The sequence below is a fragment of the Streptosporangium sp. 'caverna' genome, from assembly GCF_003203775.1.
Taxonomy (GTDB): domain Bacteria; phylum Actinomycetota; class Actinomycetes; order Streptosporangiales; family Streptosporangiaceae; genus Streptosporangium; species Streptosporangium subroseum.
Window position 1 is genome coordinate 4,065,355 of the sequence record NZ_CP029711.1, and the last position, 14,799, is coordinate 4,080,153.

12 protein-coding genes are annotated in these 14,799 nt (G+C 70.8%); 10 read left to right on the top strand and 2 right to left on the bottom strand.

The window, feature by feature from the left end; translation table 11 throughout:
- Positions 1 to 130 precede the first annotated feature (130 nt).
- The 6 genes from DKM19_RS18040 (at position 131) to DKM19_RS18065 (ending at position 7,983) form a co-directional block, all read left to right on the top strand.
- The gene (locus DKM19_RS18040; RefSeq protein ID WP_204359100.1) at positions 131 to 769 is read left to right on the top strand and encodes a cadmium resistance transporter; all 639 of its coding nucleotides are present in this window, start codon (positions 131 to 133) and stop codon (positions 767 to 769) included.
- Between the two features lie 278 nt (positions 770 to 1,047).
- Entirely contained in the window at positions 1,048 to 2,574 is a 1,527-nt protein-coding gene (locus DKM19_RS18045) for a polysaccharide lyase family 1 protein (RefSeq protein ID WP_369990556.1), read from the top strand.
- A gap of 250 nt (positions 2,575 to 2,824) precedes the next feature.
- On the top strand, positions 2,825 to 4,132 hold the full coding sequence (locus DKM19_RS18050) for an MFS transporter (protein ID WP_110705786.1): 1,308 nt from the start codon (positions 2,825 to 2,827) through the stop codon (positions 4,130 to 4,132).
- Positions 4,129 to 5,301, top strand: coding sequence for a hypothetical protein (locus DKM19_RS18055; RefSeq protein ID WP_110696704.1), 1,173 nt, complete (start codon positions 4,129 to 4,131; stop codon positions 5,299 to 5,301). Before DKM19_RS18050 ends, DKM19_RS18055 begins: the two co-directional genes overlap by 4 nt.
- The gene (locus DKM19_RS18060; RefSeq protein WP_110696705.1) at positions 5,298 to 6,353 is read left to right on the top strand and encodes a DUF917 domain-containing protein; all 1,056 of its coding nucleotides are present in this window, start codon (positions 5,298 to 5,300) and stop codon (positions 6,351 to 6,353) included. The genes DKM19_RS18055 and DKM19_RS18060 overlap by 4 nt, the downstream gene beginning before the upstream one ends.
- 85 nt (positions 6,354 to 6,438) lie before the next feature.
- The gene (locus DKM19_RS18065) at positions 6,439 to 7,983 is read left to right on the top strand and encodes a CdaR family transcriptional regulator (RefSeq protein ID WP_110696706.1); all 1,545 of its coding nucleotides are present in this window, start codon (positions 6,439 to 6,441) and stop codon (positions 7,981 to 7,983) included.
- Between the two features lie 47 nt (positions 7,984 to 8,030).
- Here DKM19_RS18065 and DKM19_RS18070 read toward each other — a convergent pair whose 3' ends face one another.
- Positions 8,031 to 10,061 carry a hydantoinase/oxoprolinase family protein gene (locus DKM19_RS18070; RefSeq protein ID WP_110696707.1) on the bottom strand — a complete coding sequence of 677 codons (2,031 nt, stop codon included), beginning with the start codon at positions 10,059 to 10,061 and terminating at the stop codon, positions 8,031 to 8,033.
- Positions 10,062 to 10,279: 218 nt separating this feature from the next.
- Between DKM19_RS18070 and DKM19_RS18075 the strand changes: the two genes are divergently transcribed.
- The 4 genes from DKM19_RS18075 (at position 10,280) to DKM19_RS18090 (ending at position 13,614) form a co-directional block, all read left to right on the top strand.
- Positions 10,280 to 10,909, top strand: a complete 630-nt coding sequence (locus tag DKM19_RS18075) for a YigZ family protein (RefSeq protein ID WP_110696708.1) — start codon at positions 10,280 to 10,282, stop codon at positions 10,907 to 10,909.
- Positions 10,910 to 11,216: 307 nt separating this feature from the next.
- Complete coding sequence (locus DKM19_RS18080) at positions 11,217 to 11,858, top strand: DedA family protein (RefSeq protein ID WP_110696709.1); 642 nt, start codon at positions 11,217 to 11,219, stop codon at positions 11,856 to 11,858.
- Positions 11,855 to 12,979 carry a sensor histidine kinase gene (locus DKM19_RS18085; RefSeq protein WP_110696710.1) on the top strand — a complete coding sequence of 375 codons (1,125 nt, stop codon included), beginning with the start codon at positions 11,855 to 11,857 and terminating at the stop codon, positions 12,977 to 12,979. Before DKM19_RS18080 ends, DKM19_RS18085 begins: the two co-directional genes overlap by 4 nt.
- Complete coding sequence (locus tag DKM19_RS18090; protein ID WP_162641568.1) at positions 12,970 to 13,614, top strand: response regulator transcription factor; 645 nt, start codon at positions 12,970 to 12,972, stop codon at positions 13,612 to 13,614. Before DKM19_RS18085 ends, DKM19_RS18090 begins: the two co-directional genes overlap by 10 nt.
- A gap of 234 nt (positions 13,615 to 13,848) precedes the next feature.
- Here the strand turns inward: DKM19_RS18090 and DKM19_RS18095 are convergent, their stop codons facing one another.
- Complete coding sequence (locus DKM19_RS18095; protein ID WP_110696711.1) at positions 13,849 to 14,406, bottom strand: GNAT family N-acetyltransferase; 558 nt, start codon at positions 14,404 to 14,406, stop codon at positions 13,849 to 13,851.
- Positions 14,407 to 14,799: the final 393 nt, after the last annotated feature.

Sequence of the window (14,799 nt, forward strand, 5' to 3'; positions counted from 1 at the left end):
TTCGGCTGAGATCAGCGGTGAGCCGGCCGCGCAGCCGTGCAGATGCGGGCCGATGACTCCGGCCGAGATCGTTCTGAGTCACCGGATCATCGAGGGTGAGCCGGAGCCTCCTCTCATGTCGCCTGGCACTATGGATGGCCCCCCGATCGAGAGAAGACCACCACCCGTGAACCCCGGAGTCATCGGACAGGCGGCCGGCCTGTTCGCCGTCACCAACATCGACGACATCGTGATCCTGGCGCTGTTCTTCGCCCAGGGCGCAGGGCACCGCGGCTCGACCGTGCGGATCATGGGCGGTCAGTATCTCGGCTTCGCCGCCATCCTGGTCGTGGCCGTCGCCGCCGCGTTCGGTGCGACGTTCCTCCCCGAGGCCGCCATCCCCTACCTCGGGTTGCTCCCGCTCGCCCTCGGCCTCAAGGCAGCCTGGCAGGCGTGGAAGAACCACCGCGACGAGGACGACGACGAGGAGGCGGAGGTGAAGCCAGGCGGGCCGGGTCTGCTGGCGGTCGCCGCGGTCACCTTCGCCAACGGCGGCGACAACATCGGCGTCTACGTGCCGGTCTTCGCCACCGCGGGCATCGGCGGGATGAGCGTGTACGTCGTGGTCTTCCTGATCCTGGTCGCCCTGTGGTGCCTGGCCGGACGGTTCTTCGCCACCCGCCCGGTCATCGCCAAGGCCCTCAGCCGCTGGGGTCACATCCTGCTGCCCGTGGTTCTGATCGCCATCGGCGCGCTCATCCTCGTCGAAGGCGGCGCCTTCGGCTTGTGAGCGGGCGCGGGCGGGCCCCGGGCGATCACCTCGTCGCCCGGGGCCCGCCCGCTGTCAGAGATCGATCCCCTACCGGGTCGTCGGGCGGCAAATGAAAGTTTCACGGTGCGTTGACACTGGGAAAGCGCTTTCCTATGGTGAGGGCTGTCCGCTGACACGGACGCGTTCACTCATGTGAGCGGTGCGCACTCGCTGGGGGGAATCCGGAACGCAGGTCACCCAGGCCTGCCGGACCAGCAAGGAGCTCGGCTGTGAAGAGCAGACTCGACAGAAGGGCCGTGGCCGTCGCCATCGCCGGCGCGGTCGCCGTGTCCGGATGGGCACTCGGCACCTCCGCCGCGGCGGTCGGCAGCGCCACCGGTTACGCGACCGCCAACGGCGGGACCACCGGCGGCGCGGGCGGGCAGACGGTGCGGGCCACCACGGGGACCGCGATCCATGCGGCCCTGTGCGGCCGGGCGAGCAGCAGCACCCCGATCACCATCGAGGTCGAGGGGACCATCAACCACGGCAACACCACCAAGGTGTCGGGCTCAAGTTGCAACACCGCCGCCGGCGTGATCGAACTCAAGCAGATCAGCAACGTCACGATCATCGGGGTCGGCAACGGTGCCGTCTTCGACCAGCTGGGCATCCACATCCGCGACTCCAGCAACATCATCATCCAGAACGTGACCGTACGGAACGTCAAGAAGTCGGGCTCGCCCACCTCCAACGGCGGTGACGCCATCGGCATGGAGAGCACCGTCCGCAACGTCTGGGTCGACCATGCCACCCTGGAGGCCTCGGGCGGAGAGGCGGAGGGGTTCGACGGCCTCTTCGACATGAAGGACAACGTCCAGTACGTGACCCTGTCCTACAGCACCCTGCGCAACTCCGGCCGCGGCGGGCTCATCGGGTCCAGTGAGAGCGACCGCTCGAACGGCTTCATCACCTTCCACCACAACCTGTACGAGAACATCGACTCCCGCACGCCCCTGCTGCGTGGTGGCATAGCCCACATCTACAACAACTCCTACGTGAGCCTCCACGAGTCCGGCATCAACTCCCGGGCCGGGGCCCGCGCCAAGGTGGAGAACAACTACTTCAAGGATTCCAAGGACGTCCTGGGCACCTTCTACACCAGCGAGGCCGGTTACTGGCAGGTCGGCGGCAACATCTTCGACAACGTGACCTGGTCTGCCCCCGGCAGCGACAACGCCCCCGCCGGACCCAACCCGCAGTCCAACACCACCGTCGGCATCCCGTACTCCTACAGCCTCGACGGGGCGAGCTGCGTGCCGGACATCGTCCGCCAGACGGCGGGCGCCAACAAGGGACTGCGGGTGTCGAACGGCAGCTGCTCGCCGCAGACGCCGACGCCGACCCCGACGGTGACCCCCCCGACCCCGACGCCCACTCCCACCCCCACTCCCACTCCCACGGTCACCCCTTCGCCGGGCGGGACCAACCTCAGCATCGGGGCCGGCTCCGACGGCTCCAGCAAGGCCGACGGGACGAGCTACGGCAACGTGCGCGACGGCAACCTGAGCACCTACTGGTCGCCGGCCGGCTCGACCGGTGACATCTCGATCAAGTGGAGCTCCGCCAAGACGGTGGCCAGGGTCGTCATCCGTGAGGTGTCGGGCTCCGCGGGCATCGGGTCCTGGCAGGTCGTCAACGGCGGCACCGGCGCCGTCCTGAAATCCGGCAGCGGGGCGGGCACCGTCACCTTCGCGGCGACCTCGCTGAGCAAGATCACCTTCAAGATCACCGGATCGACCGGTGCGCCGAAGATTGCCGAGTTCGAGACCTACGCCGGATAGCGGACCGATCCCACCGCCTGCCACCGATCACCCGGAACGGAGGGCGGGGCCGTCAGATCGACGGCCCCGCCCTTCGGCGTCATGCGGGGCGCCTCGGCGCACGCCGGTTGATCGGGCGAGGAGAAGCCACTTGACCTGTGGTTATCCTGAATGGCGGGACATCTTGGGACGGGCCACCTAGCAGAGGCCCGAGGGAGGAGGCTGGGCCTGTGGCGCCGCAATGCCTCACGCCTGTTTCCCGGAGATCGCCGTGATCGCGACCGAAGTCCGGAGACTGCCGATCGGCGCCGCCTTCGACCGGATGCCGTTCACCCGCAGGCACGTCCTGATCGCGCTGGCGCTGTTCGTCGCGTTTGTCATTGAATCCTGGGAGCAGGTCGCTCTCATCTACGTCGCCGGAGACTTCAGGACGGCCTTCGGGATCGACGAGGGCGGGATCGGGATGGTGCTGTCGGCCGTCGCGCTCGGCATGATCCCCGGCACCCTGATCTGGGGCCCGCTCTCGGACCGGATAGGCCGCCGGCCCACCTGCTTCTGGTCCCTGATCGCCTACGGGGTGATCGCGCTCGCCTCGGCGTTCGCGCCGGACATGGCGACGCTGATGGCGCTGCGGGTGGCCTCCGGGTTCGCCCTGGCCGGCGTCTACACCGTCACCTTCCCCTATTTCCTGGAACTGCTGCCCACCAGGAGCCGGGGCAGGGCGGCGGTCTACCTGTCGATCGGCTGGCCGATCGGGGTGCTCGCCGCCATCGCGGCCTCGGTGACCCTGGGCAGCCTGGGCTGGCACGTGGTCACGATCGCCAGCGCGCTGGCCGGACTCTGGGCGTTCGTGATCCGGGCCTGGGTGCCCGAGTCGCCCTACTGGCTGGCCGCGCGAGACCGTCAGGACGAGGCAGGGGCGGTGCTGCGGGAGCTGGGCAGCCCCGACGCCGACGCGGTTTTCACCGTCGGCGTCAAGCGGATGGGCCACCCCCTGGACCTGCTCCGCGGGAGGCTGCGCCCGATCACCCTGCTGATGCTGCTGCTGAACTTCGCCTTCAACTGGGGCTACTGGGGCCTGCAGACCTGGCTGCCCACGCTCCTGCGGGAGAGGGGCCTGAGCCTGGACGCGAGCCTCGGCTTCGCCGCGCTCAGCGCGCTCGTGGCGATTCCCGGATATGTCAGCGCGTCGCTGCTGACCGGCCGGTTCGGCCGCAAGAAGATCTTCCTGGTCTACGTGGTGGCCGCGGCGCTCGGCGGGTTCTACTTCGCCACGGCGTCCACGACGGTCGGCCTGTACGCCGGCAACTTCATCCTGTCGTTCTTCAGCCTGGGCGCCTGGGGCGTGTGGAACACCTGGAACGGCGAGTTCTACCCGACCGCGCTACGCGGCACCGGCTACTCCTGGGCGACCGCCGCCCAGCTCGTCTCCACCACCGCCGCTCCCGCCGCCGTGGGCATGCTGCTCTCAAACGCCACCGGATTCACCACGACCATACTGGTGATCAACGCGTTCATGGTGCTCACCGCCCTGCTGGCCGTCCCGCTGCCGGAGACAGAGGGGCGCGTTCTGGAATGATCATCGGTGTTGATCTCGGACGACATGCGACGGTGACGGTGGCCGTCCATGGTGACGTCCTGACCGAGGTGCAGGTGACGGCCGGGACCGTACCGGTCGTGACGTATCCGGACGGGATGCGACGGGCGCCGTCGACGACGCCCAGGGGCGCGGCGGTGGCGGTGGACCTGGACGGCGTACGGCGGGCGCCGGTGGCGGTGATCCGGGTCGCGAGTCCCTGCCCTCCGGGGCTCGGCCCGCTGGTCGGCTGGCCCGAGGACTCGGGGGTGGGGACGGTGGTGCGGGGCGGGCACAGCCTCACCGGGCGGCCGATCACCGAGCTGGACACCGATGCGGTGGCCCGATTCGCGGCGGAGTGCGGCCTGACGGACTTCGCGGTGACCGCGACCGGGTCGCCCATCCTGCCCCACCACGAGCTGGCCGTCGCCGAGATCATCGCGGACGAGGTGCCCGGGGCGCGGATCACCCTGTCGTACGAGTTCGGCCGGGCCGGGCTGCGGGAGCGGGAGAACAGCGCGATCCTGAACGCGGCGCTCGGCCCGCATGCGGCCAGGATCGCCGATCGGGTGGCCCATGACCTGCCGGGAGCCTCCGTGTTTTTCGCCAGGAGCGGGGCGGGACTGGTCTCCGCGCACTACTTCCGCCGCTATCCGCTGATCTGTTATCTGGGCGCCTTCACCTGCGCGCTGCGCGGCGGTGCGGCGCTGGCCGGACGGGACGACACCGCGGTCCAGGAGCGGGGGGCCGTGGTGCGCACCGGCCTCGTGACCGGGGGAATGCCCAGGATCGGCGACCGGCGCGACACGCTCGTCCCGCTGAACGTGCGGCTGCCGCTGATCGTGTCGGCGTCGGAGGGGGTGGCGGTGGGGCACTACGCCCGGCAGGCGGGTCCGGGCTGGCAGGTGCCGGAGCAGGCCGAGCTGGCGGTGGCCTACGGTGCGGCGCTGGCCAGACCCACGGTCGACGTGGAGCGGATCGTGCAGGCCAGGGGCCGCGCCGAGCTCGACCGCGCGCTCGACGTCGCCCGGGACGAGGCGCTGACCCGCGCGGTGAGCGCCGGGGCCGCCCCGGGCTCCGCCCGCGTCACCGACACGATCGTCAACCCGCTGTCCTACCTGCCCGACGGCCTCTTCCGGGTCGTGGTCACGGCGGAGGGGTCGATCCTGTGAGCCCCACCGTCGAAGGGACGCACCCGAAGATCGACTCGATGTCGCTCGACGCCTTCGCCGCCGGGTCACAGCTCTTTGCCACCGGCGCGGCCGAGCTCTCCTTCCACCTCACGCTCGACTGGGCCAGGTCGGTGCTCGGGGACGGGGTGCGGGTGAGCCGCGCCGCCGATCTGCCGCCTCAGACGATCTGCGCCGCGATCTGTCTTGTCGGCTCCAGTACGGCGCTCGGCGAGCGCCTGCCCGGAGGGAACGAGCCCGTGCGGGTGATCCGCTGGCTGGAGCGCAGGCTCGGCCAGAAGATCGGCGCCATAGTGGCGCTCAACCTCGACGCGGAGAGCGCGCTGCTCCCAGTGATCACCGCGGCGCTGCTGGGGGTGCCGCTGGTGGACGGGGACGGCAGCGGGAGGGTCTTCCCGCTGATCAAGCAGAGCACCTACACCCTGGGCGGGGTCAGCGCCACGCCGCTCGTGATGGCCGGTCCCGCCGATGACGTGGTGGTGCTGGACACCGCGCCGGACCGGGTGGAGGAGCTGATCCGCCCGCTGGTCCTGGCCCTGGGTGGCTGGACGGTGACCGCCTGCTATCCGATGACCGCCGAGGTGCTGGCACGCGTCCTGGTCCCCGGAACGGTCAGCCGCCTGATGGAGGCGGGAGTGCCGGGAGCGCCGCGCTCCATCGCCGCGCCGTACGGCGTGCGGACCCTGTGCAGGGGCCGGATCGCCGCGGTGGAGAGCAGCACCGGGCACGGCATGGATCTGACGCTGCCGTCGCTGCCGTCGAGCATCGTGGTCGAGGAACGCGAGGGGCTCGGCAGGCTCATCCGCCTGGAGGCGCACAATGAGATCGTGTTCGCCCTGGCAGACGGGGCGATGGCGGCCATGGCTCCCGACCAGATCTGCATGATCTCGACGGTGGACGGCATGGCGGTCGACGTCGACAAGGTGGCCCCGGGACTGGAGGTGGAGGTCATGGTGGTGAGAGCGGCGCCGGTGTGGCACACCGAGGAGGGCATCGCGCTGGGCGGACCGCAGGCGTTCGGGGTGCCGCTGTGACGGCGGGCATCCCCGGAGTGAGAGGGCCGGGGGGTGCCGCTGTGACGGCGGGCGGGCCCGGGGTGAGAGGACCGGGGGAGGAGCCGTGATCGAGTCGCGGGGGCGGCGGGACTGGGAGGTCCCGGTCACGGTGGCCGAGCTGGTCAACGGGGGACCGCTGGCCGGGGCCCGGATGTGGGGCACGGGGGAGAACCCGGTGCGCCAGGTCCGGATCATCGACGATCTGGCGACGTTTGGTTCGGTGCCGCCCCACACGGCGGTGGTGCTGGTCGGCCAGGCCGCCAGCGGCGGCTGGGCGGTGGAGATGGCCATGCGCAGAGCCTGGGAGCAGGCCGCCGCCTGCGTCATCGCGTCGTCGGCCGGAATGAGCGCCGGATCCGGCGCGGGGCTGGCCGAGCGGCTCGGCGTGACGTTGATCTTCGTGGATGAGGATCCGCTGGTGACGGCCGTGCGGGTGGCATCGGCGGCGGCCCGCCCCGAGGCGGCCAGGACCCAGCTCGTGGCCCGCTGCGCGACCAGACTGGCCGAGGCGGGGCCCTCTGCCCGGCGGGTGCTCGGCGTGCTCAACTCCGAACTGCAGGGGAACGCGGTGGCCCTGCTGGACCCGTGGGGTTCGCACCTGGCGGGCCGCCGGGCTCAGGGGCCCTCGCTCGCGGAGGTGGACATCCCCGACGCGAGCGGCGGCACGCTGGCGATCCTCGTGGCCCACGGCTCCTTCCAGTCTCCCGGCTGGCCGTCGGTGGTGAACGCCGTTCTGGCGCTGGCGGTCACCCCGCTGATCGCGTGGGCGGCCATCGAGCGGCTCGCCGCCGAGCGGGATGTCGCCCTGCAGTCGGCCCTCGCCACCCGGCTGCTCACCCTCGCCTCGTCGCGGACGCCGCCCTACGGGCGGATCGGGGACGGCGGGGAAGGGACGGCGTCGCAGGGGGCTGTGCCCGGAACGCCGCCGGAAGCGGATCTGGAGGCGAGCGGGGACGGAACGCTCGCGCGGGCGGTCGCCCTCCGCTGGCCGGTCGGCGGCCCGCTCACCGCCTACGCCGTCCGGCCCCACGACGCCGACCTGGACGACCTGCAGATGATCGGATCGGTCATCGCCGCGACCGTGGGACCCGGACCCGTGCTGCGCCGGGAGGAGAGCTGGGCGGGATGGTCGGCGCTGCCCCCCGACCGGCTCGCCATCCGCCTGGCCGAGTGCCTCGCCGCCCTGCCGATGCCCTGCGCGGCGGGGGTCGGCGCTCAGGTGCCCGATCTCGGCACCATGGACGAGTCGCTGCTCGGAGCGGAGGCCGCCGCGTTCGTCTCCCCGGCCGGCGTGGTCGCGCGGGCCGACCGGATGGGCCCGGCCAAGCTGCTGGCCGCCCTGCCGGGTGGCGTCCTGCGCGCCCCGGCCCAGATGATCCTGGGCCCGCTGCTGAGCGTGGACCGCGACGGGACGCTGCTGGAGACCCTCACCGCCGTCCTGGACGAGGGCGGGGCCTCCCGCGCCGCCGAGCGTCTCGGCGTCCACCGCAACACCGTCACCACCCGCCTGGAGCGGATCCGCGCCGCGGGCTTCGACGTGGACGACCCGGGGACCCGGCTGGCTCTTCACCTGGCGGCCCACGTCCTCCGGTCCCGGCCCGTCCTGTAGATCCACATCGGGTGAACCAACGCGGATCAACGGAGCCGGCCCGGTCGTCATTTTCGGTCGCACACCTTGATGATCAGGAATCCGTTGTCGTCCACCGAGGCCAGGCAGCCGGGGGGGATCACCGTGGTCGCGGTCTCCTCGACCACGATCGCCGGACCGGCGAGCTCGCCGCGCAGGCCGCTGCGGCGCAGCACCGGGGTGGGGTGCACCTCACCGTCGAAGACCACATCCCGTACGACCCGCGCCTCGTCGCACGGCTCGGAGTCGAGGACGGCGGAGACGCCCCGGGGGAAGGTGCCGAAGCCGGTGCCGCGCAGCATCACGAACTCCACCGGCACCTCGGGGGCCGTGTAGCCGTACCGCCGGGTGTACTCCTCGGCGTGACGGGCCGTGATCCGCTCGAGGAAACCGGGGACGCAGGGCTCGTCCGCGCTGTCCAAGGGGATGGTCAGCGCGTGGTCCTGGCCCTCGTAGCGCATGTCCACCGCGACCTCGACGCACATCCGGGAGGCCTCCACGCCCTGGCCGGTCAGCGCGTCGAGGGTCCGGGCCTCCAGCTCCAGGAGCCGGGCCGACATGTCGGCGCAGCTCAGATCCTCGCCCGCGCGGAAGTAGGGGTGGGTGAGGTCGCGGCGGACATCGGCCTCCAGCATGCCCCAGGCGGAGAACGCGCCGGGGAACCGGGGGACGATCACCTCGGAGATGCCGAGCTCGCGGGCGATGAAGACCGCGTGCATCGCGCCCGCGCCGCCGAAGGCGACCAGCGCGAAGTCGCGCGGCTCGACGCCGCGTTCGACGGTGAGGGTCCGGATGGCCTGGGCCATCTTGGCGTTGGCCACGCTGCAGATGCCCTCGGCGATCTGGCGTGTCTCCAGGCGGAGCTCGCGCGCCAGGTTGCAGATCGCCGTACTGGCCGCCCGGGCGTTCAGGGACATCAGCCCGCCCGCGAACCAGGCGGGATCCATCCGGCCGAGCACGACGTTGGCGTCGGTGACGGTCGGCTGGATGCCGCCCTGGCCGTAGCAGGCGGGGCCGGGCACGGCGCCCGCCGACTCGGGGCCGACCCGCAGGGTCCCGGCCTCGGCGTAGGCGATGGAGCCGCCGCCCGCGCCGATCGTGTGGAGGTTCACGATCGGCATCAGCACGGGGAATCCCTCGACGCGGGCCTCGGCACTGATGTCGGGACGCCCGCCGACCACGAGGGAGACATCGAAGGAGGTGCCGCCCATGTCCATGCAGATGGCGTTCTCGCGGCCCAGGAGCCAGGTCGCCGCGACGCCGCCCATGGCGCCGCCCACCGGGCCCGACAGCAGGGTCTGCAGGGGCCGCCGCATCGCGTAGTCGGCGGTGACCAGGCCGCCGGAGGACTGCATGACGTGCACGGGGACGGTCAGGCCGCACTCGGCGGACCGTTCCTCGACCCTGCCCAGGTAGTTGCGGACCGTGGGACCCGTGTAGGCCTCCAGCACCGCGGAGGAGGTCCGCTCGGCCTCGCGCCATTCGCGGGCGACCTCGTGGGACAGGACGACGAGGGTGTCCTCGCCCAGCTCCTCGGTGAGGATCTCCCTCACGCGGGTCTCGTGGGCCGGGTTGACGTGGCTGAACAGCAGGCAGACAGCGATCGCGTCGAAGCGCTCGCTCCTGACCCTCCGGGCGGCCGCGCGGACGGCGTCCTCGTCCAGAGGTATGAGTTCCTCGCCACAGGTGCTCAGCTGCCCGGCGATCTCCATGACGTCCGACCTGGGCACCAGAGGCTCGGGTTTACGGCAGCGCTCGACCGCCTCGGCTCCGTTGCCCCGGGCGATCTGGTAGACGTCCCTGATCCCCTGGCTGCTCAGCAGCAACGTCCGCCCGCCCTTGCGCTCCAGCAGCGCGTTGAGACCCTGGGTGGTGCCGTGGACGAAGTGAGAGATCCCGGACAGGTCATCCACGACCTGCCCGAGCGCGGAGAACACACCCTCGACCAGGTCGCCGGGAGTGCTCGGGACCTTGGAGGCCACTACGGCCCCGGTCCTTTCGTCATAGCGGACCACGTCGGTGAAGGTACCGCCGATGTCCATGGCGACTCGGTAACTCATGCCCTGGACCGTACGCGCAGCGCCCCACCGAGCCCTTGTGCGAGGTGCATGGTGCGGCGTGGCCCACCCGGGCGTTCCGCCCGTGCCGCCCGGGACCGGTTGGGGGCCCAAGGAACGGCCGGCCGGGTGGAGATGGGCTAAGGCGCAGGTCAGGAGGGTTTTTTCTCCGCGCGACCTTTGAGTGGAAGGCCGTCAGGACAGGCCGATAACCTGTGCAAATGGCTGTGCCGTACCTAACACCGGAAGACATCACCGAGCATGAGACCGAGATCAAACGGTCGCGATTCGTCTGCACCCTGGCGCCGGTGTCCTCCGAGGAGGAGGCGCGCGCCTTCGTCGCCGAGTGCAAGGGGCTCTACGCCGATGCCAGCCACAACTGCTCCGCCTACGTGATCGGCGGGGACCGGCTGGTCCAGCGGGCCGACGACGACGGGGAGCCCGGCGGCACGGCGGGAACCCCGATGCTGGAGACGCTGCTGCGCCGGGGGCTCGGCGACGTGGTGGCGGTGGTGACGCGTTACTTCGGAGGGGTGAAACTCGGCGCCGGAGGCCTGATCCGGGCGTACGGCTCATCGGTCGGCAAGGCCCTGGACCTCGCACCCCTGGTCGAGATGGTGCCCGCGAAGGCCATGACGGTGACCGTGGACCACGTCCAGGCGGGGCGGCTGGAGAACGATCTGCACGCCTCGCGGTACGAGGTCAGGGAGGTCGTCTACGGCGCCGAGGTCGGCTTCCGCGTCGCGGTGCGTGAGTCGGATCTGCCTGTCTTCCCCAGCTGGATCGCCACGCTGACCGCCGGCCGCGCGGTGGTCGAGCCCGGCGAGACGCTCTATCTCCGGAGAGCTTGACCCTTCGGGAGGGACCGATCCGTGCCCGGCCGTGCCCGTCGATCGTTCGAGCCCCGGATCCGGTGCCGGTGAGCGGGGACGGACCGCGTGTCCTGCCCCGGCGACGGGTATACGGGATTCCGCGTACGGCCCGGCCGGGTGCCACCTGATGGTTTCCTCCTGCTCCGGTGGGTACTGGGGTTTTCCACACTCCGGCCACTGGGGTGCGTCCGCGGCAGACGTGATGAGATCCTCATTCGCGCTATAAGCGGATCTACGTAGCCTTGTGTCCATGAGTTCACTGACTGCCGATGGAATCGCTTTGCATATGAGTGCACCCCCCACCGACGGGATCGCCGGATGGGCGATCAACCTCATGGAGACCCTCGGGGCGCCCGGAGCGGGATTGGCCATCGCGCTGGAGAACCTGTTCCCGCCCCTGCCGAGCGAGGTGATCCTCCCGCTGGCCGGGTTCACCGCGAGCAAGGGGAGCATGAGCCTGTTCGACGCGGTGCTCTGGACCACCCTGGGGTCGGTGATCGGCGCACTGGTGCTCTACGGGCTGGGAGCGCTGCTGGGCCGGGACCGGGTGGTGGCCATCGCCGCGAAGCTACCGCTGGTCAAGGTCTCCGACATCGAGAAGACCGAGGCCTGGTTCGCCAAACACGGCAGGAAAACCGTCTTCTTCGGCCGCATGATCCCCATCTTCCGGAGCCTCATCTCGATCCCGGCCGGGGTCGAGCGCATGCCGATCATGACGTTCACCCTCCTCACCACGCTGGGCAGCCTCATCTGGAACACGGCCTTCGTGATGGCCGGATACCTGCTCGGGGAGAACTGGTCGCTGGTCGAGAACTACATGGGGATCGTGTCCAAGGTCGTACTGGGCATCGTCGTGCTCGCCGTGGTGGCCTTCGTGGCAATACGGTTGAGGGACCAGCGCAAGGGGAAGCACCACGCGCGGTCGTGAACGTCGCGATCAGGGCCTGCCGGGCGCTGGCCGGACACGCGCTCGGGGTTCCTGCGGCCCTGGTCGAGCTGGCCTTCCTGATCCTCGCGGGCCCCTTCCTGCTCGTTCCCCGGGCGCGGCCGCGCGTGCTGGCCGGGGCCGTACGGCTGGCGGACGCCGAGGTCGTACGGCTGAGGCTGTTCGGCGGGGTGGAGGTGTCCGGCTACGACGGGCGGCGGGCGCTGCGCTACCTGGCGAGGCGCTGGCCGATCGGCGTGCTGGGCGGCCTGGTGCTCGGGCTCCTGGTCGCCGGGGCTGGCGCCGGAGTTCTGCTCGTCTGGCAGTGGGGCCGGGGCAGGCCGTTCGACGACATGGAGCCGACCGTGCTCCTGGTGCTCTACGCCTTGGTCGGTGGACTGGTCCTGCTCTTTCTGGAGATCATGGGATTCATCGGGCTCGTGGCCCTGGAGCGGCAGGTCGCCCGGCAGACACTCGGGCCGAGCTCCACCGAGCTGCTCGAACACCGCATCACCGAGCTGGCCGAGACCCGCGCGGGCATCGTGGCGGCCGTCGACCAGGAGCGCAGGCGCATCGAACGCGATCTCCATGACGGCGTGCAGCAGCGACTGGTCGCGCTGGCCATGCTGATCGGCCGCGCGCGCAGGGGTCGCTCGCCGGAACTCCTCGGCGAGCTGCTCCGCCAGGCCCACGACGAGGCACAGGAGGCGCTGGGCGACCTGCGGGACGTGGCCTGGCGGGTCTACCCGACCGGCCTGGACTCCCTCGGCCTCAGGGACGCCCTCGCCACCGTCGCGGAACGGGCCGGGGTTCCGGTAACGGTCCGTTACGACCTGGGGGAGCGTCCCGCCACACAGGTGGAGACCGCGGTCTACTTCGTGGTCTGCGAGGCCGTCACGAACGCCGCCAAGCACGCGGGGGCCCGCGCGGTCACCGTTGAGATCCTCAAGGAAGGCGCAGTGATCATTGTGCGGACACGGGACGACGGGTGCGGGGGCGCCGACCCCGCGGGCGGCGGTCTGTCCGGCCTGGCCCGCAGGGTGGCCGCCCTGGACGGCCGGTTCCGGGTGGACAGCCCGACCGGCGGGCCCACCACGATCACCGCGGAGCTCCCGTGCGGGTGATTCTGGCGGAGGATTCCACGCTGCTGCGCGAGGGGCTGATCCGGCTGCTGGTCGAGGAGGGGCACGAGGTCCCGGCCGCGGTCGGCGACGGCGAGGCGCTGCTCGACGCGGTGGCCGAGCACCGGCCCGACATCGTGGTCGCCGACGTCCGGATGCCGCCGACCCACACCGACGAGGGACTGCGGGCGGCACTGGAGATCCGGCGCCGCTGGCCGGGAACGCGCGTGCTGGTCCTGTCGCAGTATGTCGAGAAGCACTACGCCACCGAGCTGATGAGCGGCGACGTGGACGGGGTGGGCTATCTGCTCAAGGACCGGGTGGCCCAGGTCGCCGACTTCCTCGACGCGCTCGACCGGGTCGGCGCCGGGGGAGCGGCCTTCGACCCCGAGGTGGTGCGGCAGCTCCTCGCCCGCACCACCCACGTCGACCCGCTGAGCCGCCTCACCCCCCGGGAGCGCGACGTGCTCGACCACATGGCGCAGGGCTGCACCAACGCCTCCGTGGCCGAGCGGCTCCACGTCTCCCAGAGCGCCGTCGAGAAGCACGTCAACGCCATCTTCGACAAACTCGAGCTCCTGCACGTCACCGGCTACAGCCGGCGGGTCCTGGCCGTGCTGCGCTACCTCGGCTCCTGAGGGCTCCCGGCGGGCGGTTCCCAACCGAAAGCCTCCGGCTGACGGTGTTCGACTGAGAGCTTCCGGTCGGCGGTTGGTGACGGTTCCGACTGAGAGCTTCCGGCTGACGGTTCGTGACGGCTTCCAGCAGACGAACCGCCGGCCGGAAGCTTCCGGCCGGCGGTTCTGACAGCTTCCGATCGGCGGCTTCCGACGATGGTTCCGACAGCTCCGAGGTCTTCGGGGTCTTCGAGGTCAGAGCTTGAGCGTGTCGGCCTCTTCGGCGGCGGTGAGGTCGCTGGGCCAGAGCCGGTAGACGTTGAGATGGGTCTCGTAATACTTGTCCGTCTCGCCCACCCACTGCATGCCGATGCGCTTGGCCGTGCCGGCGCCGCGCTCGTTGTTCACCCGGACGACCGCGACGAGCTCGTGGGCGCCGATGGAGAACGCCCACCCGGCCAGGGCCCGGGCGGCCTCGGTGGCGTAGCCGTTCCCCCAGGAGCCGGGAGCGAGCTGCCAGCCGATCTCGATGTCCTCCTCGTCCGGCGGCAGGTATCTCAGGGAGAGACCGCCGATGACCTGTTGGTCGGAGGTGCGGACGATCGCCCAGCGGCCCAGCGGGGGGATCAGGGCGTCGCGGAGACCCAGCCACGACTCCAGCGTGGTCCGCATCGCCTGTTCGTCATTGATCTGTGTCATCGCCGGGGACAGCCACCGGGTGACCTCTGGCGCGCCGTAGACGGTCAGGGCCTCGGTGGCGTCGTCGGGACTCCAGTCGCGCACCGTGAGGCGGGCGGTGGTCAGTAAGGCCATGATCTTCCTCTCCCTGGCAAGCGGGCCGGCTGCGCGGCGATGAAAGAAAGAACGTCGAGCAGAAGAAAGTTTTGATTTTCTTGCGGGAAATGTCCGATGTCTTGCCCTTGCGAGGGTACGCCCATGTGCCGGACGACCAACAGCCGCGGGTAGGGATTCGGGCATTTGCCCCGGTCGGCGCGGTCCTTGCGAAGGTCGGCCTTCCGGGGCATGCCGCGACTGCCACATCACGGGAAGGCCGGCCTTCAGGACGACCACGTCTACGCGAAGGCCGGCCCGGGGCGTGCCGTGTCACCGACCATTCAGGGCGGATGCCCCGTCTTTTAGGGCGGGGAGGAGGCACTTCTTGGGTTTTCTCGTGGTGTGCAGGTCGAGGTCGGTAGGGTCGGGGTG

Coding starts and splice junctions, on each gene's coding strand:
- DKM19_RS18095 (WP_110696711.1), bottom strand. CDS start 14,406: ATGGCCTTACTGACCACCGCCCGCCTCACGGTGCGCGACTGGAGTCCC.
- DKM19_RS18055 (WP_110696704.1), top strand. CDS start 4,129: ATGATCATCGGTGTTGATCTCGGACGACATGCGACGGTGACGGTGGCC.
- DKM19_RS18070 (WP_110696707.1), bottom strand. CDS start 10,061: ATGAGTTACCGAGTCGCCATGGACATCGGCGGTACCTTCACCGACGTG.
- DKM19_RS18040 (WP_204359100.1), top strand. CDS start 131: ATGGATGGCCCCCCGATCGAGAGAAGACCACCACCCGTGAACCCCGGA.
- DKM19_RS18080 (WP_110696709.1), top strand. CDS start 11,217: ATGAGTGCACCCCCCACCGACGGGATCGCCGGATGGGCGATCAACCTC.
- DKM19_RS18075 (WP_110696708.1), top strand. CDS start 10,280: ATGGCTGTGCCGTACCTAACACCGGAAGACATCACCGAGCATGAGACC.